The 23,991-nt window shown below is 71.8% G+C and carries 26 protein-coding genes; 15 read left to right on the top strand and 11 right to left on the bottom strand.

Annotated features, from left to right (window positions below; all coding sequences use genetic code 11):
• Nucleotides 1-5: 5 nt before the first annotated feature.
• Both G8D98_RS03710 and G8D98_RS03705 read right to left on the bottom strand, forming a co-directional pair.
• Nucleotides 6-497 (bottom strand): EVE domain-containing protein, encoded by a 492-nt coding sequence (locus G8D98_RS03710; protein WP_166099279.1) that lies wholly within the window; start codon nucleotides 495-497, stop codon nucleotides 6-8.
• Entirely contained in the window at nucleotides 490-858 is a 369-nt protein-coding gene (locus tag G8D98_RS03705) for a VOC family protein (protein WP_166099277.1), read from the bottom strand. Before G8D98_RS03705 ends, G8D98_RS03710 begins: the two co-directional genes overlap by 8 nt.
• 477 nt (nucleotides 859-1,335) lie before the next feature.
• Between G8D98_RS03705 and G8D98_RS03700 the strand changes: the two genes are divergently transcribed.
• Nucleotides 1,336-2,118, top strand: a complete 783-nt coding sequence (locus G8D98_RS03700; protein ID WP_166099275.1) for a DeoR/GlpR family DNA-binding transcription regulator — start codon at nucleotides 1,336-1,338, stop codon at nucleotides 2,116-2,118.
• A 27-nt stretch (nucleotides 2,119-2,145) separates the two neighbouring features.
• Here G8D98_RS03700 and G8D98_RS03695 read toward each other — a convergent pair whose 3' ends face one another.
• Together G8D98_RS03695 and G8D98_RS03690 are read right to left on the bottom strand one after the other, a co-directional pair.
• Nucleotides 2,146-3,033 carry a carbohydrate ABC transporter permease gene (locus tag G8D98_RS03695; RefSeq protein WP_166099272.1) on the bottom strand — a complete coding sequence of 296 codons (888 nt, stop codon included), beginning with the start codon at nucleotides 3,031-3,033 and terminating at the stop codon, nucleotides 2,146-2,148.
• Between the two features lies 1 nt (nucleotide 3,034).
• The gene (locus tag G8D98_RS03690) at nucleotides 3,035-3,991 is read right to left on the bottom strand and encodes a carbohydrate ABC transporter permease (protein ID WP_166099270.1); all 957 of its coding nucleotides are present in this window, start codon (nucleotides 3,989-3,991) and stop codon (nucleotides 3,035-3,037) included.
• A 212-nt stretch (nucleotides 3,992-4,203) separates the two neighbouring features.
• Between G8D98_RS03690 and G8D98_RS03685 the strand changes: the two genes are divergently transcribed.
• The 4 genes from G8D98_RS03685 (at nucleotide 4,204) to G8D98_RS03670 (ending at nucleotide 9,109) form a co-directional block, all read left to right on the top strand.
• Complete coding sequence (locus tag G8D98_RS03685) at nucleotides 4,204-5,109, top strand: PfkB family carbohydrate kinase (RefSeq protein WP_166099268.1); 906 nt, start codon at nucleotides 4,204-4,206, stop codon at nucleotides 5,107-5,109.
• A 71-nt stretch (nucleotides 5,110-5,180) separates the two neighbouring features.
• Entirely contained in the window at nucleotides 5,181-6,509 is a 1,329-nt protein-coding gene (locus tag G8D98_RS03680; RefSeq protein WP_308788821.1) for an ABC transporter substrate-binding protein, read from the top strand.
• Between the two features lie 83 nt (nucleotides 6,510-6,592).
• The gene (locus tag G8D98_RS03675) at nucleotides 6,593-8,092 is read left to right on the top strand and encodes a mannitol dehydrogenase family protein (RefSeq protein ID WP_166099262.1); all 1,500 of its coding nucleotides are present in this window, start codon (nucleotides 6,593-6,595) and stop codon (nucleotides 8,090-8,092) included.
• A 102-nt stretch (nucleotides 8,093-8,194) separates the two neighbouring features.
• On the top strand, nucleotides 8,195-9,109 hold the full coding sequence (locus tag G8D98_RS03670; protein ID WP_166099258.1) for a ketose-bisphosphate aldolase: 915 nt from the start codon (nucleotides 8,195-8,197) through the stop codon (nucleotides 9,107-9,109).
• Between the two features lie 130 nt (nucleotides 9,110-9,239).
• On the opposite strand, the gene G8D98_RS03665 is transcribed toward G8D98_RS03670, so the two are convergent.
• The gene (locus G8D98_RS03665) at nucleotides 9,240-9,749 is read right to left on the bottom strand and encodes a MarR family winged helix-turn-helix transcriptional regulator (protein ID WP_166099255.1); all 510 of its coding nucleotides are present in this window, start codon (nucleotides 9,747-9,749) and stop codon (nucleotides 9,240-9,242) included.
• A gap of 111 nt (nucleotides 9,750-9,860) precedes the next feature.
• Between G8D98_RS03665 and G8D98_RS03660 the strand changes: the two genes are divergently transcribed.
• A complete protein-coding gene (locus tag G8D98_RS03660; protein ID WP_166099252.1) occupies nucleotides 9,861-10,799 on the top strand; it encodes an NADP-dependent oxidoreductase in 939 nt (312 codons plus the stop codon).
• 16 nt (nucleotides 10,800-10,815) lie between these two features.
• Here the strand turns inward: G8D98_RS03660 and G8D98_RS03655 are convergent, their stop codons facing one another.
• Nucleotides 10,816-12,309 carry an MFS transporter gene (locus tag G8D98_RS03655; protein WP_205859695.1) on the bottom strand — a complete coding sequence of 498 codons (1,494 nt, stop codon included), beginning with the start codon at nucleotides 12,307-12,309 and terminating at the stop codon, nucleotides 10,816-10,818.
• Nucleotides 12,310-12,412: 103 nt separating this feature from the next.
• On the opposite strand from G8D98_RS03655, the gene G8D98_RS15320 reads away from it, so the two are divergent.
• The gene (locus G8D98_RS15320) at nucleotides 12,413-12,901 is read left to right on the top strand and encodes a MarR family winged helix-turn-helix transcriptional regulator (RefSeq protein ID WP_205859694.1); all 489 of its coding nucleotides are present in this window, start codon (nucleotides 12,413-12,415) and stop codon (nucleotides 12,899-12,901) included.
• Here G8D98_RS15320 and G8D98_RS03645 read toward each other — a convergent pair.
• A complete protein-coding gene (locus tag G8D98_RS03645) occupies nucleotides 12,891-13,589 on the bottom strand; it encodes a TetR/AcrR family transcriptional regulator (RefSeq protein ID WP_166099247.1) in 699 nt (232 codons plus the stop codon). The two genes, G8D98_RS15320 and G8D98_RS03645, sit on opposite strands and share 11 nt — an antisense overlap.
• Before the next feature lie 63 nt (nucleotides 13,590-13,652).
• Between G8D98_RS03645 and G8D98_RS03640 the strand changes: the two genes are divergently transcribed.
• From G8D98_RS03640 to G8D98_RS03615, 6 genes are all read left to right on the top strand, one after another.
• Nucleotides 13,653-15,305 carry an FAD-binding protein gene (locus G8D98_RS03640; protein ID WP_166099244.1) on the top strand — a complete coding sequence of 551 codons (1,653 nt, stop codon included), beginning with the start codon at nucleotides 13,653-13,655 and terminating at the stop codon, nucleotides 15,303-15,305.
• Nucleotides 15,306-15,327: 22 nt separating this feature from the next.
• Nucleotides 15,328-16,137: an SDR family NAD(P)-dependent oxidoreductase gene (locus tag G8D98_RS03635; protein WP_166099242.1), complete on the top strand. Its 810-nt coding sequence runs from the start codon at nucleotides 15,328-15,330 to the stop codon at nucleotides 16,135-16,137.
• A gap of 91 nt (nucleotides 16,138-16,228) precedes the next feature.
• Nucleotides 16,229-16,726: a DoxX family protein gene (locus G8D98_RS03630; protein WP_166099238.1), complete on the top strand. Its 498-nt coding sequence runs from the start codon at nucleotides 16,229-16,231 to the stop codon at nucleotides 16,724-16,726.
• Nucleotides 16,726-17,664 carry a glucosyl-3-phosphoglycerate synthase gene (locus tag G8D98_RS03625; protein WP_166099236.1) on the top strand — a complete coding sequence of 313 codons (939 nt, stop codon included), beginning with the start codon at nucleotides 16,726-16,728 and terminating at the stop codon, nucleotides 17,662-17,664. The genes G8D98_RS03630 and G8D98_RS03625 overlap by 1 nt, the downstream gene beginning before the upstream one ends.
• Nucleotides 17,661-18,539 carry a dihydropteroate synthase gene (folP, locus tag G8D98_RS03620; RefSeq protein ID WP_166099233.1) on the top strand — a complete coding sequence of 293 codons (879 nt, stop codon included), beginning with the start codon at nucleotides 17,661-17,663 and terminating at the stop codon, nucleotides 18,537-18,539. Before G8D98_RS03625 ends, folP begins: the two co-directional genes overlap by 4 nt.
• Nucleotides 18,536-19,159: a class III extradiol ring-cleavage dioxygenase family protein gene (locus tag G8D98_RS03615; protein WP_166099231.1), complete on the top strand. Its 624-nt coding sequence runs from the start codon at nucleotides 18,536-18,538 to the stop codon at nucleotides 19,157-19,159. The genes folP and G8D98_RS03615 overlap by 4 nt, the downstream gene beginning before the upstream one ends.
• Here the strand turns inward: G8D98_RS03615 and G8D98_RS03610 are convergent.
• Nucleotides 19,146-19,331, bottom strand: a complete 186-nt coding sequence (locus G8D98_RS03610; RefSeq protein ID WP_229661868.1) for a hypothetical protein — start codon at nucleotides 19,329-19,331, stop codon at nucleotides 19,146-19,148. The genes G8D98_RS03615 and G8D98_RS03610 overlap by 14 nt on opposite strands.
• A gap of 40 nt (nucleotides 19,332-19,371) precedes the next feature.
• Between G8D98_RS03610 and G8D98_RS03605 the strand changes: the two genes are divergently transcribed.
• Nucleotides 19,372-20,022 (top strand): hypothetical protein, encoded by a 651-nt coding sequence (locus tag G8D98_RS03605; RefSeq protein ID WP_166099227.1) that lies wholly within the window; start codon nucleotides 19,372-19,374, stop codon nucleotides 20,020-20,022.
• Between the two features lie 120 nt (nucleotides 20,023-20,142).
• Complete coding sequence (locus G8D98_RS03600; protein WP_166099224.1) at nucleotides 20,143-21,924, top strand: S8 family serine peptidase; 1,782 nt, start codon at nucleotides 20,143-20,145, stop codon at nucleotides 21,922-21,924.
• 69 nt (nucleotides 21,925-21,993) lie between these two features.
• On the opposite strand, the gene G8D98_RS03595 is transcribed toward G8D98_RS03600, so the two are convergent.
• The 3 genes from G8D98_RS03595 to G8D98_RS03585 are packed head-to-tail and all read right to left on the bottom strand — an operon-like array spanning nucleotide 21,994 to nucleotide 23,981.
• A complete protein-coding gene (locus G8D98_RS03595; protein WP_205859693.1) occupies nucleotides 21,994-22,353 on the bottom strand; it encodes a fluoride efflux transporter FluC in 360 nt (119 codons plus the stop codon).
• Entirely contained in the window at nucleotides 22,350-22,760 is a 411-nt protein-coding gene (locus tag G8D98_RS03590; RefSeq protein WP_205859692.1) for a fluoride efflux transporter FluC, read from the bottom strand. The genes G8D98_RS03595 and G8D98_RS03590 overlap by 4 nt, the downstream gene beginning before the upstream one ends.
• Nucleotides 22,761-22,763: 3 nt before the next feature.
• Nucleotides 22,764-23,981: a pyridoxal phosphate-dependent aminotransferase gene (locus G8D98_RS03585; protein WP_166099222.1), complete on the bottom strand. Its 1,218-nt coding sequence runs from the start codon at nucleotides 23,979-23,981 to the stop codon at nucleotides 22,764-22,766.
• Nucleotides 23,982-23,991: the final 10 nt, after the last annotated feature.

Below are 23,991 nucleotides of genomic sequence, written 5' to 3'. Positions count from 1 at the left end.
GCCGCTCAGGGTGCCGTTCCCGGAGACCGCGCGAGCATCCCCTCGGTGATCACGAGGAAGTCCTCGCGGGGGACGGTGAACAGGCCACGACGAAACGCGAGGCCCCAGTGGGTGGGGTCCGTGACGAAGGAGAGCCGGTGAACGAGCGGCTTGGCATCCACCGGCCGGCACGGGTGGAAGGCCACGGCCAGCCGCCAGGGTCGGACGTCGTCGCTGACGTGCGCCTGGTAGGGCTCGTTGCCGGTGACCGTCGCCACGGCCGTGAACTGCCGGACGGGGTCGCCTCCCTGCAACCGCGCCCTCGGTGAGTAGAAGACCATCTCGTCGCCGGCACGCGGGCGGCGGAGCCGGGTGCCGGCGCCGTGGTCGGCCTGCGTGAAGCCGCCCTCGACGGCTGCCTCGACGTGGTCGAGGCTCACCGTGTTCACCCAGTAGCGGTGCCCGGCAGCGGACCCGGCGCCGGTGGCCCCCTCGACGAGGGCCCCGGCGTCAGGCACGGTCGTGGAGGGTGACGTGGTAGCCGTCGGGGTCGGCGAAGGTGAAGGTGCGCCCGAAGGGGCCCTCGACCGGGTCGGACACGATCGTGTGCCCGTCCGCGACGAGGGCGTCGTGGATCTCCTGGACGTCCGTGGCGTGCAGCCAGATCGCCGTCCCGAGGCCGGGCTGGGCGACGGACCCGAGGTCGGTGCCCGGGACGAGGTCCCGCAGCGCGAACGTGATCGGCGTCGTCTCGAAGACGACGGCGTGGGGCGGTCCCTCCGGGGAGCGGACGAGCCCGAGGTACTTCTCGTAGAACGCCTGCGAGGCGTCGAGGTCTCGCGCCTGGAGCGAGATGAAGTCGGGGCCGGTGACCGGCATGGTGTCCATCCTCTCGTGTGTCAGTATTCTGACACCGAGAAGCGTATGTCAGAACACTGACATGGGTCAACACCGGTCGAGTCCGAGATGGGTTCGCCGGTGGCTACTGCTCGAGGAGCCGCATATGCCGCGATGGAGCTCTGCGGCCGGTCGGTGTGGGCGGCGCTCACGACGCAACGGGGCAACGGCGCCGCAGTGCCATGAGGCTGCGCGGCCCTGTCCAGGCAGTGTGGTTGTCGCCCGGGGCGTCACATCGGCATGCTGCGACACCACGACACGGAGGGATGCGCGCCGGCCGCTCCACGTGAAGACTCCGGCGCCTGGCAGAGGCCGACGCACGTCCTCCGGCCGGATGACGGACTGGTGTCGCCGCCCGCGGGTGGAGCTCACTAGAGGATGTCGAGGTCTTGCTGCACGGGGCCGACGACCAGGGGCGGTCCGCCTTACGAAGGCTTTGTCTTTGTTATCGTTCCGCCCATGCTCGCCCACGAGAGACGACGGCTGATGGTCAACGAGGTGAACCAGCTGGGTCGTCTCGTGACATCGGATCTCGCCGCGAGACTGGGCGTTAGTGAGGTCACGATCAGAGCGGACCTCGAACACCTCGAGCGCCGGGGTCGCCTCAGCCGGACACGCGGCGGCGCTGTCCCTGCCGACTCCTCGGATGCCATCGACGCCTTCGACATGCGCGCTGCCATGCGCTCGGGCGCCAAACGCAGCATTGCGTTGGAGGCGGCCGAGTTCATCCGGGGCGACCAGACGGTCATCCTCGACGCAGGGACCACGGTGCACCATCTGGCACAGGTGCTTCCGGAGGTGCCGAACCTCAACGTGTACACACCCGCTTTGCCTCTTGCCCAGCACCTCATCGGCGTGGAGGGCGTCACTGTCCACATGATCGGCGGCCGGATCGAACCGTCGTGGCTCCAGACCGTGGGAAACGCCTCGGTCCAAGGAATCGACGACGTCACCGCCCACATCCTCTTCCTCGGATGTGCCGGCGTCGACGAGGACCTGGACATGATCGAGCACTCTCCGTCCGTCGCCGAGGTGAAGCAGAACTTGGTGCGTCATGCCCGCAAGGTCGTCCTCCTCGCCGATTCGGCCAAGATGGGGCGGATGGGCAGCACGAAGGTACTGCCGGTCGGCCGGGTGGACACCGTCATCACCGATGACGGGATCACGGACGACTTCCGGCGCCGTCTCGCAAAGCTGGGTGTCGAGGTTGTGGTGGCGCGGGAGATCAGCGAGACCAGCTGATTGCCGGTCGTGCCGGCGAAAGCCCGACTACTTGACGGCCCCCATGGATAGTCCCTGTACGAGCTTGTCCTGAGCGGCGAAGCCCGCTGCCAGGACGGGGAGGGAGATGGCGATGCAAGCGGCGGACATCTTCGCAATGAACAACCCCTGGCTGGTCAGGAAGCTGGTCATGAAGACTGGTGCCGTGGAGGCCACTGTCGCGGTCAGTGTCCTTGCCAGCATTAGCTCGTTCCAGCTGAAGATGAAACAGATCAGTGCCGTCGCGGCGATCCCCGGAATGGCGATCGGCCCCACGACTCGGACGAGAGTCGTCGTCAGGCTCGCGCCGTCCAGCTGGGCGGCTTCGATGATCTCTCGGGGGACCTCGCTGAGGAACGAGCGCATCATCCAGACGGCGACCGCGAGGTTCATCGAGGTGTAGAGGATGCTGAGCAACCAGATGTTGTCGAGCGTTCCAGTGTGGAGCGCGAAGAGATAGAGCGGCAGAAGGCCGGCCACGATGGGGAGGAACTTGGTCGACAGGAAGAAGAACATCACGTCCGACCACTTCGGTACGGGCTTGATCGAGAGCGCGTAGGCGGCCGGGACAGAGAGCGCGAGCACCAGCGCCGTCGACACGAGGGATGCCGAGAAGGAGTTGACGAAGGCAGGCAGGGGCTGGCTACCGAAGAACGTTCGGTAGCTCTCCAGGGTCAGGTCCGCGGCGAGGGAAGGTGGGTTCTGCGCTGCGTCCTGTTCACTGTGGAACGAGGTCAGAAGCATCCACAGGATCGGGGTGACGGCGAAGAGCCCGGCGAGCCATGCCGCGACTCCCAGCCAGACGCCTCTTGACGACCGCCTTCGCCGACCGCCGGGCAGTAGGGCTGCGGCCCTGGGGTGGGCCGTGCGTGGTTTCGGCCAGGGTGGTGCGGTCATGTCAGGCCTCCTTGAGCAACGACGACACGGTGCGGAGCGCGAGCGTGGCGATGACGATGGATGCCAGGACGACGAGCACTCCCATGGCGGACGCGAGCCCGTAGTCCTGTGCCTGGAAGAACGTCCGGTAGACCGTGTACGCCAGGTTGGCGGTACCCAGGCCGCCTGAGGTCATGGTGAACACGGCATCGAAGTTCTGGACGATGTAGACGCTCCCCAGGAGTGCGCCGAGTTCGAGATACCGGCGCAGGTGGGGCAGCGTGATGTATCGGAAGACCGCGAAGGGTCCCGCGCCGTCGACCTGTGCCGCCTCGAGGGTGTCCGGGGGGAGGCTCTGCAAGCCCGCGAGGATGATCAGCATCATGAACGGGGTCCACTGCCAGATCAGTGCCGCCTCGATGGACATCATCGGGTAGGTGGACACCCAGGCCGGCTGCGGTGGGGAGTCCGAACCGAACAGGGACCAAAGCCATCCGAGGGCTCCGTTGATCAACCCGTAGCTCGGGTTGAGGAGGACATGTTTCCACAGCAGCGCGGCAGCGATCGGCACCATCAAGAACGGGGCGATGAGCATCGTGCGCACCACCCCGCGACCCCAGAACCTGCGGTGGAGAAGCAGAGCCAGACCGAGTCCGAGTACCAGCGACGCGGCGACCACAACGCCCGTCATGACGATGGTGGTCACGACAGCGCCGCGGAGCGCGTCCGTCTGGAAGACCTGGACGAAGTTGTCGAGGCCCACGAAGTGGATGTCGTTCGGGTAGAGGGCGTTCCAGTTGAACATCGAGACGACCACAGTCACGACCATCGGTAGCTGAGTGGTGACGACCATGAAGACGAGGGCGGGCAGCAGAGGGCCCCTCCGGGCCCACCGCCGGATCCGGGCTTCTCCGTGCTCCGCGGCCGCTGGCGTGCTGGTCGGCAGAGGCGTGTCTCGAGTGGCAGCGGCGCTGTCCATGCCTGCTCTCCCTTGAGTGAAGCCGGGCGTTCGACTGAAACTTATCAGAAGCAATTGACTTACGAGGACTTGTGCTCCAAGATGCATCCCAGAGCCGGATCCCCCAAGGAGGACGCCATGTACCAAGACGACGGTGGCGCCGCGTTCCGCGGCGGATGCGTCCTCGGCGTGCTGCGGGCGCCGTCCGTCCGGCCTCGCTGGGAGGTGCGAGCGTGTTGACGCACGAGTCCGCCGAGGTCGTGGGGGGCGGTGCGGTCGCCATGGACGACATCCTGCTGATCGACGGGCTGATCGGGGACGGCAAGGGTCGCGTGATCGCTCGTGAGCGTCGAGTCGGAGGCAACATCGCTGTTGCCCTTGTCGCTGCCGCTCGTGCAGGCGCACGGTGCAGTTTCGTAGGCCGTCTCCCGGACCCTGCCTCGGTGCCCCAGATTCTGGACCTCCTCGGCGAGGAAGGGGTAGACGTCAGTAACGCGGAGACGTCGCGGACCACACGTCCCATCGCCTCGGTCGTTCTCGTCGGACGCGACGGTAGGCGGTTCGTCGCGTACGACGACGAGACCGATCTCGGCCTGCCCACGACGTTGGATCTCACGGTCGTCGCTCGCGCGAAGGTGCTGATGCTGGATGAGTACGGCATCGCGGGGGGTCTTCGGGCGGCTGAGGCTGCGCGCGACGCGGGTGTCGATGTCGTCGTGGACATCGAGAGCGCTGCACAGCCGGAGTCGAGGCTGCTTGCAGCGCTGTCGAACCATCTGGTCGTGCCCGTCGCGCTGGCGACCCGGATGACCGGGCACGCATCGCCCCCGGACGCGGTCAACGCCCTGTGGCGCGAGGACCGGACCGCCGTAATCGTCACCGACGGCGCGAACGGCTGCTGGTATCGGGTCGGTGCACACGTGGGCCCACCCGGAGTGCATCACCAGCCGGCGAAGCCGGTCCAGGTCGTGGACACCACCGGCTGTGGCGATGTCTTCCACGGGGCTTATGCCGCGCACCTCGCCCGGGGCGCCACCCCGGCGCAGTGTGTCGCGGCGGCCACAGAGGCCGCCGCCGAATGTGCCACCCATCCGGGCGGAATCAGTCCGCGGGTCTCGGGGGCGACGCACCGCCTCTGACCGCGTAGGACACCCAACTACGAGAAGGAGATGCAATGAAGCACTCTCGCCGTCCCAGCACGATCTCGGTCGTGGGCGGACTGGCCGTCGCGTTGGTCGTCACCGCGTGTTCAGGCGCGGGCGGTACGCGGGGCGGCGACGACGGGGCCCAGGCGCTGCGCGTGTTGATGGTCAACAACCCGCAGATGAAGACGCTGGAGAAGCTCACCCCCGAGTTCACCAAGGAGACGGGTATCGAGGTCGCCTTCACGTCGCTGCCGGAGAACGACGTTCGTGACAAGGTCAGCCAGGAGTACTCCAGTCAGGCGGGGCAGTACGACATCACCAGCGTCAGCGCCTTCGAGGTCCCGATCTTCGCCAAGAACGGCTGGATGCAACCGCTCGACGACTACGTCGCCCAAGACCCCTCCTACGACCAGGACGACATCTTCCCCGCCTTTACCAAGGGCCTCTCCGGCCCGGACGGAAGGCTGTACGCCGAGCCGTTCTACGGCGAGTCGTCGTTCACGATGTTCCGCAAGGACCTTCTCGAGAAGAAGGGCTTGACGATGCCTGATAACCCGACGTGGGACGACATCGTGGACATCGCTGCCAAGGTCAACGACGTCGAGCCCGGTGTGGCGGGGATCTGCCTCAGGGGTTTGGCGGGGTGGGGCCAGAACCTCGCGGCCCTCGACACTGTCATCAACACCTACGGTGGCCAGTGGTTCGACATGGGTTGGGACGCCAAGCTCGACTCACCGCAGGTGAAGTCGGCCACGCAGATGTACGTCGACCTGCTCCGGGAGTCCGGAGAGCCGGGTGCTGCCCAGACGGGCGTGCAGGAGTGCATCAACATCATGCTGCAGGGCAAGGCCGCCATCATGTACGACGCGACATCGATCGCAGGCCTGCTGGAGGCGCCCGACTCCCCGATCAAGGGCAAGGTGGGCTACGTCCCGGCCCCGGTGAAGAAGACCGACAACTCGGGGTGGCTGTGGACATGGGCCTGGGGGATCCCGAAGTCGAGCGAGAACGCCGAGGCGGCGTGGAAGTTCATCCGCTGGGCCACGAGCTCCGACTACGAGAAGCGGGTGGGAGACGATCCCCAGTACGGATGGACAGTGGCCCCCACCGGCAAGCGCAGCTCGACGTACGACCAGCCGGGATACATCCAGGCGGCCGCTCCCTACTACAAGCAGGAGAAGGCCGCGCTAGACGCGGCCGACCCGACCCATCCAGGCGTCGACCCCCAGCCCTACACCGGGATCCAGTTCGTGGGCATTGCCGAGTTTCCGGATCTGGGGACGCAGGTCGGCCAAGCCGTCGCCGACGCCATCGCCGGCAACATCACGGTCGACCGGGCTCTCGCCAAGGCCCAGGAGCTCGCTGTTCCCGTGGGTGAGAAGTACCAGGAGTAGGCACGCTCGTGCGGTGGTCGCGCACCGGCCCGCGGTCACCGCACGACGATTCGTAACCACCGATGTCGTCGAAAGGAATCCTCGTGCTCCGCTTGTCCCAAGACAGCCTCGAGCGCGCCTCGGCCGCAACGGTCCTCCCGGGGTATGACAGGTCGGAGGTGACGGTCGGAACCGTGCACTTCGGCGTCGGGGGTTTTCATCGAGCGCATCAGGCCATGTACCTGGACTCGCTGATGGCCCGTGACCCGCACGCCCGGGTTTTCGGAATCTGCGGTGTCAACCTCCTACCGCAGGACCGCGCCTTGGTGGAGGCGATGAACCGGCAGGACTGCCTGTACACCGTGCTGGTCCGACACGCAGATGGGTCCACCACGCCACGAGTCATCGGCTCCATCGTCAGGCACATCTTCGCCCCGGAGGCGCCGGAAGCGGTGCTGTCCGTGCTCGAGGACCCGTCCGTACGGATCGTCACCCTCACCATCACCGAGGGCGGCTACTTCTACGCGCCCGCCTCCGACACCTTCGACATGGGTGCACCCGCACTCCTGCGGGACGCGGCGAACCCGCTGGCGCCGTCGACGGCGTTCGGGTACATCGTCCACGCACTCAACCGCAGGCGGCTCGCCGGCGTCCCGCCGTTCACCGTGCAGTCCTGTGACAACCTGCACGGGAACGGCGATATCACCCGGAGGGTGGTGCTGGAGCTCGCCGAACGGGTGAGTCCCCAGCTGTATGCGTGGGTCCACTCGGAAGTGTCGTTCCCTGGCTCCATGGTGGACCGCATCACGCCGCGCTCGACGCCGTCGGACCGTGCAGAGGCGAGCGAGCTGACCGGCCTGGTGGACGACGCTCCCGTGAGTACCGAGGACTTCTCCCAGTGGGTGGTGCATGACGACTTCACCTCCGGGCGTCCCGCGTGGCAGGACGTCGGAGTGCAGATGGTCGCGGACGTCGCCCCGTACGAGCGGATGAAGATGCGCCTGCTCAACGTGGGGCACGCCAGCATCGCTTATGCCGGTCGACTTCTTGGGCACGAGTTCGCCCACGAGGCCTGCGAGGATCCGTCCGTCCAGGGACTCCTCGTCTCCTACCAGCGGGAGGCCGCGCTCACGCTGACGCCGATTCCCGGGACCGACTTCGAGGAGTACTCGGCCAGTGTGGTGCGCCGGTTCCGCAACCCTCAGATGAGGGACTCCGTCACGAGGCTGACGGACCAGTCCTCCACGATGCTGGCGAACTACACCCTTCCGGTGGTCCGCGACCTCCTCGACAAGGGCCTCGAGGCGACGGCCGCCATCACGATCGTGGCGTGCTGGGCTCGATTCATGGAGGGTCGTGACGAACAGGGGCGTGAGTACGACGTCGTCGACCGGCGTGGGGACGAGCTTCGGCGTCGAGCTGCGCATCACGACGAGGACATCTTCGCTCTGGTGCGTGACAACCCCCTGTTCGACGGTCTCCGGGAGCGTGACTCGTTCCTCGACGAGTACGGATCCATCCTCCGTGCGATCCGGTCGGAGGGGACGAGGGAGGTCCTCGGTACGCCGTCCGCGCAACGAGCGGCGAGTTCGGGGGCGCCATGACCGCGCTGCCGCGGTGCTGAGCCCGGGACGCGGCGGCCCTCGTGACGACCGATGACTCTCGCGTCCCGCACGTTCTAGACCATCCACCCGAAAGGAACGCTTGTGCTGCTCTCCGGAGATCAGCTATTGGCTGTGGCCGACCGACACGGCTTCGCCATCCCGGCCTTCAACATCGCCGACTACCACATGTTCAACGCCATCGTCGATGTCTGTGAACAGCGGGACGCCCCGTTCATCGCGCAGATCCATCCGAACGAGATCAACCTGCTCAAGTTCGACATCGTTCACGCGCTCAGGTCGCGCATTCACCGGTCATCCGTACCCGCCGTCCTGCATTGGGACCACGGATCCACCCACGAGCAGGCCGTCGCGGCAATCCAGGGCGGCTTCACCTCGGTGATGATCGACAAGTCCACGGAGCCGTTCGGCGTCAACGTCGAGCTCACCCGGCGGGTCGTGGAGACGGCACACTCCGTCAACGTGTCCGTGGAGGGAGAGCTCGGGACGATCGGCGCGATGGAGCATGCCGTGTCCGGTGACGGCATCACCTACACGGAGCCCGACGACGCAGCGAGGTTCGTCGGTGAGACCGGTGTGGACTCGCTAGCCATCGCCATCGGCACCCGCCACGGGATCTACCCCGCGGGCGTCAGCCCCAGGCTCGACCTGGAACGACTTCGCCGCATCAAGGACGCCGTAGACATCCCCCTGGTGCTGCACGGCGGGTCGAACAACCCCGACGACGAGATCGCGGAGGCCGCTCGTAGCGGCGTCGCGAAGATCAACATCTCCAGCGATCTCAAGTCCGCCTACCACGACCGGTTGCGTGAGGTCCTCGTGGACGCAGCGCTGTATGAGCCCGACGCGATCCAGCCGCCCGCGATGGAGGCGTTGAAGGGGGTTGTCGCGCAGAAGCTGGACCTGCTCGGGACCAGCAACACGGCGCACCTGTTCACACCTCCCGCCCCGCGCGAGGTCGACCTCTTCGCGAAGACCGACCGTAGCCACACCGTGTGACGGCGCCGAGCTGGCGGGACACGGCTTCGTGATCCGCGGGGGCGAGGACGGAGCAGACGTGGCCCGCCACCACCTCTGTGTGTCGGTGACCAGCGGACCGCCGGCGGCCGACCCCCTCCGCGCGGTGGGGTCAGGCGGTGGCGCCGGGTGTCTTGCCCCGTCGCGGTGCCGCCGACCGGGGTGGGGTCTGCCGCATGTGGTCCCTGACGCGGCCGAGGATCTCGGCGAGCCGTTCGACGTCCGAGCGTGACAGCGCCGCGAACAACAGCTCGTCGAGCACGGCGAGGTGGCCGGGGAAGACGCGGGCGAGCGTTCCGCGGCCCGCATCGGTCAGGGTGACGACGATGCTCCGCTCGTCGTCGGGGGACGGGGTTCTCGTGACGAGGCCGCGCGTCTCCAGGGCCTTGGCCTGGTAGGTCAGGCCGCTGCGGCTGTAGACGACGCCGTCGGCGAGATCGGTCATCCGCCGGCTGCCGGTCGGCGAGTCGCCGAGCGTGGCGAGGACCTGGAACTGCACGTAGCTGAGGTCCCCGGTGTCCTGCAGCTGCTGCTCGACGGCGTGCCTGAGCAGGCTGCTGGCCTCGATGAGCGCGAAGTAGGCGTCGAGCTGGACGGCGTCCGGGGGTGGCGCGTCGGGCATGACCGGAGTCTACCAACGCTTCGAATTCGCAGCAGTTGCTTCTACTTCAAAGCAGTGTTACGGTCGACGCACTTGCTTCGAATCCGAAGCACATGACGAAGGAGCGACATCATGAAGGCAGTGCGATTCCACGAGACGGGCGGCCCCGAGGTCCTGCGCTACGAGGACGCCGATCGCCCGGACCCGGGCCCGGGCGAGGTCCGCGTCCGGGTTGCCGGCTCGGCCTTCAACCCGGCCGACGGAGGCATCCGCGGTGGCTTCCTGCCGATTACGGTGACGCTGCCGCACATCCCCGGCTACGACGTCTCCGGCTCGGTCGACGCGCTCGGCGACGGCGTCGTGGGCCTCGCGGTGGGGGACCGGGTCATCGGGCTGATCCCCATGGGCGATGACGGCTCGGCGGCGCAGTTCACGGTTGCGCCGGCGGAGGCCCTGGTGTCCGCACCGACCCGGATTCCGCTGGCGGACTCCGCCGGGTTGCCCTCGGTCGGCCTCACCGCCTCGCAGGCCCTCTTCGAGGCCGGGGGGCTGCGGGCGGGCCAGCGGGTCCTGGTCAACGGTGCCGGAGGGCCGGTCGGCGGGTACGCGGTCCAGCTGGCGAAGCGTGCGGGTGCGCACGTCATCGCCACATCGAGCCCGCGCAGCCGCGAGCTGGTCCGGGCGGCCGGTGCGGACGAGGTCGTCGACCACACCTCCACGTCTGTGCTCGACGCCGTGACCGAGCCCGTCGACCTGCTGCTCAACCTGGCTCCCATCACCCCGGAGGGCTTCACCGCCCTGGTGGCGAGGGTGCGCGACGGCGGGGTGGTCGTCTCGACCACGCCCACGGTCGCGACCCCCGGTGACGAGAGTCGCGGGGTGCGCGCGGAGACGATCTACGTCCACCCGGACGCGGAGGTGCTGTCCGGCCTCGTCGCGCTCGTCGACCAGGGCGAGCTCGACGTGGAGATCGCCGAGCGCGTGCCACTGAGCGAGCTGCCCGAGGTGCACGCCCGCGCCGACGCCGGGCAGGTCCACGGCAAGGTCATCGCCGTGCCACCGACGGAGTGACGGCAGCGCGGGCGGGTCAGCCCTGTGGCAGGGCCCCGGCCGGCGCGGGCGCCGGCTCCGCGGTGCTCGGCGTCGTGGCCGGCACCTCCGACCCGCGTCGCGGGACGAGCAGGGCGACGAGCGCGCCGGCGAGGGCGGCAACGGCCCCGACGACGAAGCACACCTGGAACGCGTGCTCGGTGGGCACCGTCGGCAGCCCCGCGCCGAGTGCCTGGGTGTCGCTCGTGAGCACCGCGGCCATGACCGCACCGGCGACCGTCGTGCCGACCGAGCGCATCAGCGTGTTGACCCCGACACTCGACCCGGCCTCGGACTCCGGCGCGTTGTCGAGGACGAGCGTCGGCATCGCGGCATAGCCGATGCCGACACCGGCCGAGGCGACGAGCGAGGCGACCATGAGCTGCCAGGGGGCGGACATGAGGAAGAGCGCGACGACGTACCCGACGGCGAGGACGACGGCACCCACCGAGAGGGTGACCCGGGCGCCGACGTGGTTGATCAGCCCGCTGGAGACCGGGGCGAAGAGCAGCATCATCAGCCCGGCCGGGGCCATCCACAGGCCCGCCTCGAGGATCGACTGCCCGAGCCCGTAGCCCGTGGCCTCCGGCATCTCGAGCAGCTGCGGCACGACGATCGACTGCGCCATCATCCCGAACCCGATGAGGACGGCCGCGAGGTTGGTGAAGAGGATGGGCCGCCGTGCGGTCGTGCGCAGGTCGACGATCGGGTCCTCGTGGCGCAGCTGGTACCAGGCCCAGCCGAGGAGGACGACGACGCCACCGACGAGCATGGCCAGGGTGCGTCCGGCGCTCCAGCCCCACTCGCTGCCCTTGCTCACGGCGACGAGCACGGCGGAGAGCCCGACGGCGAGGCCGGCGATGCCGAGAAGGTCGAGGTGGGCCGGGTGCTCGTCGTGGATGCCGGGGACGACGACGACGGTGAGGACGAGGACGACGAGGGCCAGGGCGCTCGAGAGCCAGAACAGGCCGTGCCAGGAGTAGTCCTGGGCGATCCACGCCGCGAGCGGCAGGCCGAGTGCGCCGCCGACGCCGAGGGTGGCCGAGATCGCGGCCACCGCGCCGGCGCGGCGGGCCGGCGGTGCGACCTCGCGCACGAAGCTGATCGCGACCGGGATGTACCCCATGGCGACGCCCTGGAGGGCCCGGCCGGTGAGGAAGGGAACCACCGAGCTCGACAGGGCGGCGACGAGCGACCCGACGACGAGCACGGCCGCGGAGGCCACGAGGACGCGCTTCTTGCCGACCATGTCCGCGAGCCGGCCGGTCACCGGCATCGTCACCGCAGCGGCGAGCAGGGTCGCGGTGATCGCCCACGAGGCGTTGCCGGCGTCGGTGTGCAGCAGCTCCGGCATCTCGCTCTGGATGGGGATGACGAGGGACTGCATGAGCGCGCCGGCGAGGCTGCCGAAGCCGAGCACGACGATGACGAGCAGGGGTGGGAAGCGGTGGGCCGGCGCGGGTGCCGCGGCCTCGGGCGCTGAGGTGGTCATGGGTTCTCCTGGAGTGGTCACGGCGATATGTAAACTACATATCGCCGTCATGTGTAGAGTACACACCAGGCTCCGAGGACCCAAACCCGCACGGAGGTGACGCATGGGCGCGCGTGCTCGTCGGCCCGGCCCGATGACCCCCGAGATGCGCCTGGCCTGGCTGCTCGGCATCCTCGACCACTCCCGCCGCGTCGTCGAGCAGCACGCACGCCTCGGCCACGCCGACCAGCGCCTCATGTGGCTCTTCCAGGACCGCCGCCCGCGGACCCTGCGGGAGGTCTCCGAGGACCTCAGCCTCGAGCAGTCCACCGTCAACCGGCAGGTCAACGCGGCTCTCGCGGCCGGCCTCCTGACCCGGCGGCGTGAACCGGGGCAGGCCGCCCACGTCGTCGCAGCGACCGAGGACGGCCAGGCCCGCTTCGAGCGCGACCGTGCCCTCCACCTGGGGATCTTCCGCCAGGCGCTCGCCGGCCTGGACCCGGCCGCGCGCGCGACCCTGCTCGAGGACCTCGAGCGGGTCGTCTCGGCCTACGGCGACGTGGTTGCCGGCCGGCCCTGGGAGCAGGAGGCGGGCGGCGACCTCAGCGGCTGACGCCACGGCGGCCGACGGTCGGCAGGGTACCGACGGCGCCGTCCGACGCCCCGCGTGGGCCGCCCGCGGCGCCGTCGAGGGGCGCGGCCAGTGCCGGGTCGAGCAGCCACAGCGCCCGGTGGGTCTCGGCGGCCAGCGACGACGTCGTGGGCCCGGTCACCGCGAGCCCGTGGAGCATCCGCACGACGAGCAGGACGTCCTCGACGGTCAGCTCCGGGCGCACGACCCCGGCGGCCCGGGCACGCTCGAGGGGGCCGGCGAAGACCTCGGCCATCCGCTCCGCCGCGGACCGGGACTCCTCGGCCTCCCCGGCGTCGGCGACGAGCTCGACGAGCGCGGTGGACTCCAGCAGCGTCTCGACCGTCCGACCCCACAGGGCGAGGAAGCCGCCCGGCCCCGGGTCGCGGTCGGCGAGCTGCTCGAGCTCGTCGATGTTCTCCTCGAACGCGGCGACGGCGAGCGAGAGCCGGGTCGGGAAGTGCCGGTAGAGGACCCCCTGGCCCACCCCGGCCTCCCGGGCCACCGCGCTCAGCGGCACCCGGTAGCCCTGGGAGGCGAAGAGCCGGCGGGCGGCGAGCAGGAGGCGCTCGCGGTTGGCCGCTGCGGCCGCCGGCCCTCGGTTCGCCCGTCGCCCGACGGCGCCCGCTGCCTCCGGGACGGCCTTGCGGGTCCTCGGCGGGGGCGTCATGCTGGGACTGTACAACCGGACAGTGGTGTCCGGTAGGTTCGGCGCCGAGCGAGGAGTAGCCAGATGACCACCAGCGAGCACGAGTACGACGTCGTCGTCGCGGGAAGCGGTGCGGCCGCCCTGGGCGCCGCCGTGACGGCGGCGGACGCGGGGCTGTCGGTCCTCGTCCTCGAGGCCTCCGAGCGGTGGGGCGGCAGCTCGGCGATGTCCGGCGGGGGCGTGTGGCTGCCGGACAACCCGCTGATGCGGCGCGCCGGCGCCGGCGACTCCCGGGCGGAGGCGCTGGAGTACCTCGAGCAGACGGTGGGCCACGCCGGCCCGGCCACCTCCCGGGCCCGCAAGGAGGCCTTCGTCGACGGCGTGACCCCCCTCGTCGAGCTGCTCGAGCGGCTGGGCCTGCGGTTCGCCCGGGCCGCCGACTACCCCGACTACTACCCGGAGCTGCCCGGCGGCAAGATCGGCCGGGCCATCGAGGTCCACCCGGTCGACGTGCGCCGGCTCGGCCCGTGGTGGTCGACCTCGCGCGGGCGGAGCGACGGGGTGCCGGCTCCGGTGATGACCGACGACTTCTGGCTGCTCCAGCGCGCCTGGTCCACCGCCGGCGGGATGGCTCGCGGCGCCCGGGTGGCCGGGCGGGTCGCCGCGATGGCCGCCCGCCGCGAGTGGCGGGTCGGGATGGGGGCCGGGCTCACGGCCGCCCTCATGGAGGTCGTCCAGCGCCAGGGCACGCCGGTGTGGCTCTCCAGCCCGCTCGAGGAGCTGCTCGTCGAGGACGGCCGCGTCGTCGGTGTCCGGGTGACTCGGGACGGCCGTCCGGTCACCGTCACCGCGAGCCGCGGCGTCGTGCTCGCCGCCGGTGGCTTCGACCACGACGCCGAGCTGCGCCGGCGCCACCAGGGGGTCGACGGCAGCTGGTCCTCCGGTGCCGCGTCCAACCTCGGCGGCGCCATCGAGGCCGCCGAGAAGGTCGGCGCCGGGACCGACCTCATGGACGACGCCTGGTGGGGCGGCTCGGTCCCCCCGGCCGGGCCGGAGGACAACGCCGGCTTCATGGTCAGCGAGCGCTCGGTGCCGTACTCGCTCATCGTCGACGCCTCGGGCCGCCGGTTCGCCAACGAGTCCGAGTCCTACGTCGACCTCGGCCACCACATGCTCGAGCGCCGCGAGAGCGTGCCCGGGCGCTTCTGGATGGTCACCGACCGGCGGCACGCCCGCCGCTACCTGCGCTCCTACGCGATGGACCCGCGGGTGGCCCGGCGGATGCGCGCCGCGGGCATCCTCCACCGGGCACCCACGCTCGCCGCGCTCGCCGAGCGGATCGGGGTCGACCCCGCGGCCCTGGCCGACACCGTCGAGCGGTTCAACGGCTTCGCGCGCACCGGGGTCGACCACGACTTCGGGCGCGGCAACTCCGCCTACGACCGCTACTACGGCGACCCGACCGTCCACCCCAACCCCAACCTCGGGCCGCTCGAGAAGGGGCCGTTCACCGCGATCGAGGTCGTCCCCGGAGACCTCGGCACCAAGGGCGGCGTCGTCACCGACGAGCACGCGCGCGCGCTGCGCCCGGACGGCTCGGTCATCCCCGGCCTCTACGCTGCGGGCAACTGCAGCGCCTCGGTCATGGGCCACACCTACCCCGGCCCGGGGTCGACCCTCGGCCCGGCGCTCGTCTTCGGCCACCTCGCGGCGCGGCACCTCGCCGCGCGCGGGTGACCCGTCGGAGGAAGGGACGGACATGCAGGTCACCGGTCACACCTTCGTCGTCACCGGCGGTGGCAACGGGATCGGGCGCGAGGTCGTGCTCGCGCTCCTCGAGCGGGGAGCCCGGGTCGCCGCGGTCGACCTGCGCGCCGACGGCCTGGAGGAGACGGCGGGGCTCGCCGGCACGGCCGCCGAGCGGCTGAGTCGGCATCCGCTCGACGTCACGGACGCCGAGGCCGTCGCCGCCCTGCCGGAGGCGGTGCTCGCCGCGCACGGCCAGGTGGACGGCCTGCTCAACGTCGCCGGCATCATCCAGCCGTTCGTGCGGGTCGCCGACCTCGAGCCGGCGGTCATCGAGAAGGTCATGGGCGTCAACTTCGGCGGCACGGTCGCCACCGTGCGCGCCTTCCTGCCGCTGCTCCTCGCGCGGCCGGCCGCGAGCATCGTCAACGTCTCGAGCATGGGGGCGCTCGTCCCCGTACCGGGGCAGGCGGTCTACGGGGCGAGCAAGGCCGCGGTCATGCTCTTCACCGAGGCGCTCTACGCCGAGCTACGCGGCACACCGGTCGCGGTGACCGTCGTCTTCCCCGGTGGGGTCGCGACCCACATCACGGACAACTCCGGCGTGGACGCCCCGGCCGGGGCGGACGCCGAGGCCTCCGCGACGACGCTGACGACCCCGCAGGACGCGGCACGGCAGGTCATCGGGGGCCTGGAGGCGGGCCGGTTCCGGGTCGTCATCGGCAGGGACGCCCGGATGATGGACCTGCTCTCGCGGCTCTCGCCCCGGCGGGCGACCGACACCGTCGCGCGGAGGATGGCCTCGCTGCTCGAGCGCCCCTGACCCGCGGCGCCCGGGCGGCCGGCCGCCTAGAGTGAGCCGCGGCCCGGCACCGACGGGCCCCCGCGGACGCGGGCGACGCGGACGGAGCGGCATGGACCTCGACCTCGGGATGCTCGTGCTGCGCCTCGCCCTCGGGCCCATGCTGCTCGCCCACGGCGCGAACAAGGTGTGGGGCGGCGGTGGGCTGAGCGGCACGGCCGGGTGGTTCGAGGCGCTCGGGCTGCGCCCGGGGTGGCTGCACGCCCGGGTGGCCGCGGTCACCGAGATGGGCGCCGGGGTGCTCGTGACACTCGGCCTGCTCACCGGCCCGGCGGTGGCCGCGGTGGTCGGGCTGATGACCGTGGCCGGGCTCACTGACCACCGGGGCAAGGGCTACTTCGTCTTCCGCGGCGGCTGGGAGTACGTCCTGCTCGTGGCCGTGTGTGCCCTCGCGCTCGCCGTCACCGGGCCCGGCGGGTGGTCGCTCGACGCCGTGCTCGACCTGACGACCTCGGGTCCGTGGTGGGGTCTGGCTGCCGCGGTGGTCGGGCTGCTCGCCGCGGGCGGGCTGCTCGCGGTCTTCCACCGCCCCGTCCCCGACGAGGGCTGATGCCCGTCCGTCCGGTCGAGGTGCCCGCCGCGCCCGAGGCGCTGCTCGCGGCCAAGGGGTCGACGACGGTGAGCGTCGTCCTGCCGGCTCGCGACGAGGAGGAGACCGTCGGCGACATCGTCCGCGTGGTCCGCAACGCCTGGGTCGAGGGGCTGCCGCTCGTCGACGAGCTCGTCGTCCTCGACTCCGACTCCACGGACCGCACCGCCGAGGTCGCGCGGGCGGCCGGCGCGCGGGTCCACGCCGCGGCGCAGGTGCACCCCCGCCTCGGGCCGGCCACCGGCAAGGGGGAGGCCCTGTGGAAGTCGCTGCACGTGACGAGCGGGGACCTGCTCGTCTTCCTCGACGCCGACCTGCTCCAGTGGGGGCCGCACTTCGTCCCGGGGCTGCTCGGGCCGCTGCTCACCGACCCCGGGGTCGTGCTCGTCAAGGCGGTGTACGACCGCCCGCTGCTCGGGGCGGACGGGGACGAGGCGGAGGCCGGTGGCCGGGTGACCGAGCTCGTGGCCCGTCCCCTGCTGGCCCTGCACCACCCGGAGCTCTCCGGGCTCGTCCAGCCGCTCGCCGGGGAGTGGGCGGTGCGCCGCACGGCCTTCGAGACGTTCTCGGTCCCCGTCGGCTACGGGGTCGAGATCGCGGCGGTCCTCGACACCGCGGCGCACCACGGGGCCGAGGCCATCGCCCAGGTCGACCTCGGCCGGCGTGCCCACCGCCACCACCGCCACGACACCCTCGGCCCGATGGCCCTCCAGGTCCTCGCGGCGGTCGAGGCGCGACGGGACGGCGGCGCGGGAGTCTTCGAGCCGTCCGCGACGTTGACCCAGTACGACCGTGGGCCCGAGGGGCACACGCCCCGCCGCCGCGCGGTCGACCTCTCCGAGCGCCCGCCGGCCGCATCCGTGGAGGGGTACGGGCGCGCACGTGAGGAGAGCGGATGACGGTGCGAGGGGCCACCCTGCGGCTCGGGCGGCACGAGTACCCCCCGAGTGCCCGGCTCGTCATGGCGATCGTCAACCGCACGCCGGACTCGTTCTACGACAAGGGCGTCACCTGGGCCGAGGAGGCGGCGCTCGAGCGCGTCGACCGGGTCGTCGAGGAGGGTGCGGACATCGTCGACATCGGCGGCGTCAAGGCTGCGCCCGGGGTCGAGGTCGACGTCGAGGAGGAGAAGCGGCGGGTCGTCGGGTTCGTCGAGCGCGTGCGCTCGGCCCACCCCGACCTCGTCGTGAGCGTCGACACCTGGCGCAGCGAGGTCGCCCGCGCCGCCTGCGCGGCCGGCGCCGACCTGGTCAACGACGCATGGGGTGGAGCGGACCCGCTGCTGCCCTCCGTCGCAGCCGAGTACGGTGCCGCGCTCGTGTGCACGCACACCGGCGGCGTGGCGCCCCGGACCCGTCCGCACCGGCTCGAGTACGACGACGTCGTGGCCGACGTGCGCTCCTCGGTGCTCGAGCAGGCCGAGCGCGCGGTCGCCGCCGGCGTGCAGCGCGAGCGGGTGATCGTCGACCCCGCCCACGACTTCGGCAAGACGACGTGGCACTCGCTCGAGGTGACCCGACGGCTCGAGGAGCTGACGACCCTCGGCTGGCCCGTGCTCGTGTCACTGTCGAACAAGGACTTCGTCGGGGAGGCGCTCGACCTGCCGGTCGGGGAGCGGCTCACGGGCACCCTCGCGGCGACGGCGCTGTGCGCGTGGCAGGGCGCCCAGGTCTACCGGGTGCACGAGGTGGTGGAGACCCGTCAGGTGCTCGACATGGTCTCGGTCGTCGCGGGCGACCTGCCGCCGGCCCGGACCGTCCGGGGGCTGGCGTGACCTCGCTCGTCGTCGTGCCCGGCGCCCCGCTGCTGCTGCCGGAGTACACCGGGCGACAGGACGCGGGGGCGCCGTGGCGGCAGCGGGCGGTCGACGCGCTGCGGGCGGCCGTCGCCGAGGACGGTGCCGCATCCGTCGTGCTCGTCGCCGCCACCGACCGCGAGCCCCGCGGGACGCGTCCGCCCCTCGCAGAACGGGTCGGGCGTCATCTGGTCGAGCGCGCCGGGACCACCGTGGGCGCCACCGTCGTCGTCGCCTGGGACGCTCCGGTGGCGGAGTGCCGGACCGCCGGTGAGCGGCTGGCGCACAGCCACCCGGGGGCGACGCTCGTCGTCGTGGCCGACGGCACGGCCCGGCGTGGCGAGAAGGCCCCCGGCCACCTCGACCCGCGGGCGTTCGCCCTCGACGAGGAGGTCCTCGACGCGCTGCGAGCGGCCGACCCGGGGCGGCTGCTCGCCCTCGACCCCGACCTGTGCGCCGCGCTGCTCATGCACGGCCGCGCGCCCCTGCAGGTCGCGGCGGCGGCCTGGGCCGGCCGGGCCGGCCTGCGGTGTGCCACCGCCGAGGCCGCTGACCCCTACGGCGTCCAGTACCTCGTCGCTCGGCTCACCGGGGGCTGAGCCCCTCACCCGGGCCCTCGGCCTCCGCCAGGCGCGCGCGCAGCCGGTCGCGGACCTCGTCGGGGGTGTAGGCCCGGCGGGCCCGCTCGTCGCGCGCGACGAGCACCCCGGTGGCGACCACCCCGGCGGCACCGGCGACCCCGAGCAGCTTCCACACCCGGTTGCGGTTCACGGGTGCCACCCTAGCCACGCGCGCCGGGCAGACTGGGGCCATGGCGCGCACCGGGAGGGTCCCCCTCGATCATGCCGTGGCCGCGACCCGCACGGGCGACCTGTGGGTCTTCCGCGGCGCGACCGTCGCCGACCGCGTCATCCAGACCGCGAGCAACGCGCCCGTCAACCACGTCGCGATGGCCCTCGTGGTCGACGACCTCCCCCCGCTGCTCTGGCACGCCGAGCTCGGCCGCTCGTTGCCCGACGTGTGGACGGGCGACCACCACCGGGGGGTCCAGCTGCACGACCTCACCGAGGCGGTGCGCACCTGGCAGGAGCGCTACGGGCAACGTGCCTGGCTGCGCCAGCTGCAGCCGTTCGCCGGCCGCGCCCAGGAGGAGGCCGCGCTGCGCGCGGTCGCCCGGCTCGACGGGGTCTCCTTCCCCGCGACGGCCCGGCTCGGCTGGCGCTGGCTGCGGGGCCGCGACGCGCACCTGAGCCGGCGGGCGGCGCAGCGCAAGGGCCTGCGCCCGGAGGACGCCTACTGCGCGGAGGTCGTGGCCGAGACCCTCGAGGAGATGGGCGTCCTGCGCCCCGGCCTGCCGACGAGCTGGTACGACCCCGGCCGGTTCTGGAGCGGCGACTCCCTCCCGCTCGCCGACGGGTGGTCCTACGGCGCCGAGGTCGAGGTCGCCCCCGCGGCGGGCTGACCCGCCACTGCGCGCCGCGCACCGGGTCGGCTCCTCCGGTCGCGCGCCGCCGCGAGCGCCCCTACGGTGGCTGCGCGGACGCACCTCCCCGCGTCCCCACCCCGACGGAGGAGAGCAACAATGCGACGATCCCGCATGGTCGCCGTGGCCGGCGTCGCGGCGCTCGCGACGAGCGCCCTCGGCACCGTGGCCACGAGCGCCTCGGCACACGAGAGCTCGGCGTCCGCGTCGAGCGAGCGCACCCGGTACGCGGTGCTCGCCGAGGAGGGCACCGACGCGAGCGCGCTCGCGGACCGCCTCGAGCGGGCCGGCGCCACCGTGACCTCGGTGAACACCGACATCGGTCTGGTCTCGGTCGAGTCCACGACGGCCGGCTTCGCCGCCTCGGCGCGCTCGCTCTCCGGCGTGGCCGCGGCCGCGACCGACGGGGTCGTCGGGCGCGCGCCCGACACCGGCCGGGTCGGCGACGAGGTGACCCGGGAGAACCAGGCAGCCACCGCCCGCACCGCGGCGCGCAGCAGCGCCGCCCGCGACCGGGGCCGCGGGCCCAAGGGCACCGCGACCGACCCGCTCGACGGGTACCTGTGGGGCATGGACATGATCAACGCCCCACAGGCGCACCGGACCGAGACCGGGGACCGGCGCGTGCGGGTCGGGATCATGGACACCGGCGTCGACGGCTCGCACCCCGACCTCGCGCCGAACTTCGACAGGCGTCTGTCGCGCAACTTCGTCACCGACCAGCCCGACATCGACGGGGAGTGCGAGTACGCCGGCTGCGTCGACCCCGTCGACCACGACGACAACGGGCACGGCACCCACGTCGCGGGCACCATCGGCGCCGCGCTCAACGGCATCGGCGTCTCCGGCGTCGCGCCGGACGTCGACCTCGTCAACGTCCGGGCCGGGCAGGACAGCGGCTACTTCTTCCTCACCCCCACCGTGGACGCCCTGACCTACTCCGGCGACGCCGGCATCGACGTCGTCAACATGTCCTTCTACGTCGACCCGTGGCTCTACACCTGCGCCGGGGGCGCCCCCGAGGACAGCCCGGAGGAGGCGGCGGAGCAGGACCTCATCATCCAGTCGATGACCCGGGCGCTGCGGTACGCCCACCGCAAGGGCGTCACCCTCGTCGCCGCGCTCGGCAACAACCACGAGGACGTCGCCAACCCCCGGACCGACACCTCGAGCCCCGACTACCCCGGGGGCACCGAGCACCCGCGGACCATCGACAACGACACCTGCTTCGACCTGCCGGTCGAGGGGCCCTACGTCCTCGGCGTCTCGGCGCTCGGGCCCTCGGAGCGCAAGGCGGACTTCTCCAACTACACGACCGACCTGCGCTCGGGCGAGATCGAGGTCTCCGCGCCCGGCGGCTGGTACCGCGACGGGGTGGGCACCGACTCCTACGCCACGAACGAGAACCTCATCCTCTCGGCGGCACCGCTCAACGTCATGCAGGCCGAGGGCCAGGTCGACGAGAACGGCGACATCACCCCGCTCGGCGAGGCCTACGGCACGATGAAGGACTGCCGGACGGTCCGCGGCCACGGGCACGGCAGGGGTGAGGAGGTCTGCGGGTACTACCAGTACCTCCAGGGCACCTCGATGGCCTCGCCGCACGCGGCCGGGGTCGCGGCGCTCGCGGTCTCCGCGCACGGGAGGACCCAGGGCCGTGGCGGCTTCGGGCTCGCGCCGGACACCGTCCGCTCGATCGTCATGCGGACGGCGACCGACCACGCCTGCCCGGCCGGCGGCACGATGTCGTACACGGACGTCGGCCGCTCGCCGGAGTACACCGCGCAGTGTGTCGGCGGGCCCGCGTTCAACGGGTTCTACGGTGCCGGCATCGTCAACGCCGCCGGCGTCGTCGCGCGGACCCACGGCCACCACCGCTGAGCGACCGGTCCGCCGCCCGCGCCCCCGGGGGCCGGGCGGCGGACCGCTGCCCGCCCCGGCCGGGCGTGCTCAGCCGGCGACCAGGTAGCCGAGCGCCGCGGCGCCGAGCCCGAGGACGAGGGAGAGACCGACGGTGCCCGCCGACTCCACCCGGCGCCCCTCGGCCATCGCGTCCCAGACCTCGAGGGCGAGCGAGGAGAAGGTCGTGAACGCCCCACAGAAGCCGGTGCCCACGAGGGCGAGCCATCCGCCGTCGACCCCGCTCCCGACGACCGCTCCGAGGGCGAGCGACCCGGCGACGTTGACCGCCAGCGTCCCTGCGGGCGTGGGCAGCCCGGCCCGGTCGCGGGCCCACTGGCCGACGAGCATCCGGGCCGGCGCCCCGACGGCGGCACCGAGGGCGACGAGCAGGGCGTGGACGGCGGTCACGGCCCGGGCCAGACGCGGCGGCCGAGCGTGGTGCCCCCGGCGACCGCCAGGGTGCCGAGCAGGAAGGTGCCGGTGACGTACGCGAGCGCCTCCTGCACGTGGTGGGTCTCCCCCAGCTGCACGGTCTCGACGGCCAGCGCCGAGAACGTCGTCCACCCCCCGAGGACCCCGACCCCGATGAACGGGCGCGCCAGCCGGTGCACCCCCGGGCGGTCGACGAGGAAGGCCACGAGCATGCCCATGGCGAAGGCGCCGGTGACGTTGACGAGCAGGGTGGCCCAGGGCACCGTGCCGGGGATGTGCGGCAGCGCGAGGCCGACCGCCCAGCGGCCGAGGGAGCCGATGGCGCCGCCGAGGGCGACCGTGCCGAGCAGGGCACCGTCGAGCCGTGCGGGGACGAGCGCCACCGGTTACGCCCGCATGCTCGCGAGGTGCTCCGCGATCCGGCCGATCGCCTCGGTGAGCGTCTCCTCGTCGGGCAGGGTGACGAGCCGGAAGTGGTCCGGTGCGAACCAGTTGAAGCCGGTGCCGTGGGTGACGAGGATCTTCTTGGACCGCAGCAGGTCGATGACGAACGCCTCGTCGGACTCGATCGGGTAGACCTGCGGGTCGAGCCGGGGGAAGCAGTACAGGGCCCCCTGGGGCTCGACGCACGAGACGCCGGGGATCTCGGTGAGCAGCCGCCAGGCCAGCTTGCTCTGCTCCCGGAAGCGCCCGCCGGGGCCGATCAGCTCGTCGACCGACTGGTAGCCCCCGAGGGCGGTCTGGATGGCGTGCTGGGCGGGCACGTTGGCGCACATGCGCATGTTCGCCAGCAGTGTCAGGCCCTCGAGGAAGTCCTCGGCCAGGTGCTTGGGGCCGCTGACCATGACCCAGCCGGCCCGGTACCCACACACCCGGTAGGCCTTGGACAGGCCGCTGAAGGTGAGGCAGAGGACGTCGTCGCCGGCGAAGGAGGCGGCGTGGTGGTGGACGGCGTCGTCGAAGAGGATCTTCTCGTAGATCTCGTCGGCCATGACGACGAGGTCGTGCCGGCGGGCGATGTCGACCAGGGCGCGCACCGTCTCCTGCGAGTACACCGCCCCCGTCGGGTTGTTCGGGTTGATGACGACGATGGCGTGCGTGTTCGGCGTGATCTTGGCCTCGATGTCGGCCAGGTCGGGGTTCCACCCGTTGTCCTCGTCGCACCGGTAGTGGACGGGCGTGCCGCCGGAGAGCGAGACGGCGCCGGTCCACAGGGGGTAGTCGGGGGCCGGGACGAGGATCTCGTTGCCGTCGTCGACGAAGGCCTGCAGGACCATGGTGATCAGCTCGGAGACGCCGTTGCCGATGAAGACGTCGTCGACGCCCGTGCCTCGCAGGCCCCGGGACTGGTAGTACTGCGCGACGGCCGTGCGGGCCGAGTAGATGCCGCGCGAGTCGGCGTACCCCTGGCTCTGGGGCAGGTTGTGGACCATGTCGGCCACGATCGCCTCGGGGGCCTCGAAGCCGAACGGCGCGGTGTTGCCGATGTTGAGCTTGAGGATCTTCTGCCCCTCGGCCTCGAGCCGCTGGGCCTCGACGAGGATCGGGCCTCGCACGTCGTAGCGGACGTGCTGGAGCTTCTTGCTCTGGACGATCCGGCGCATGGGGACAGTC

Origin of the sequence: Phycicoccus endophyticus (genome assembly GCF_011326735.1) — a bacterium.
Classification (GTDB): domain Bacteria; phylum Actinomycetota; class Actinomycetes; order Actinomycetales; family Dermatophilaceae; genus Phycicoccus; species Phycicoccus endophyticus.
Note: the sequence above shows the minus strand (reverse complement) of the source record. Positions and strands in the feature narration are given on the sequence as shown.